The 588-nt window shown below is 58.8% G+C and carries 1 protein-coding gene; it reads left to right on the plus strand.

The window, feature by feature from the left end; genetic code table 11:
- Window positions 1–61 precede the first annotated feature (61 nt).
- Window positions 62–588, plus strand: a 527-nt coding sequence (locus tag N826_RS39195) for a TrbL/VirB6 family protein (protein WP_044438096.1), incomplete at its 3' end; no start/stop codon positions are given.

Genomic DNA, 588 nt, shown 5'->3' on the forward strand with positions numbered 1-588 from the left:
GGGAAGGACTTTGGGAAGATCCCGTCCACCAAGCAGCCTCCGTTGCCGAAAGGAAAAGAACGTGGCTCTTGACCCGATTTTCTTCAACTTTGCAACCGGCATGGATGCGGTGCTGGTCGGCGGGATGAACGATGCCATCAATTCGGGACTTGCCTGGGCGGCGCCGCAGCTTCGCGTCGCCCTCGCCCTCTACGTCATCGGCAATGCGCTGATGATGATGTACGGCAAGATGGACAGCGGCGGCTTCCTCAACGCTGTCGTCAGGGCTATGGCGGTCGTCGCCATCCTGAAGGCGTCGAACTACAACTACTATGTCCGGGATCTGTTCTTCACCGACCTGCCCAACGCCATTGCAGCGGCGATGAACGGTCCTCGGGTGACGGTTGATTCCTCTCAGCAGTTCGACGCGCTGAGGGAGGCCGTTGCGCATGCCGTGGCATTCATCAACGGCCAGTCGATGGGGATGAGCGGTCCCATTCTTCGCCTCGTCGTCTGGGGTTTTGCCGTTCTCGACTTGGCGGCTATAGGGGCGTGTTTCTTCATCTGGTATGTTGCTCGTGTATTCATGGCGATCACGCTCTGTATCGG

The organism is Skermanella aerolata KACC 11604, assembly GCF_000936425.1.
GTDB lineage: Bacteria > Pseudomonadota > Alphaproteobacteria > Azospirillales > Azospirillaceae > Skermanella > Skermanella aerolata.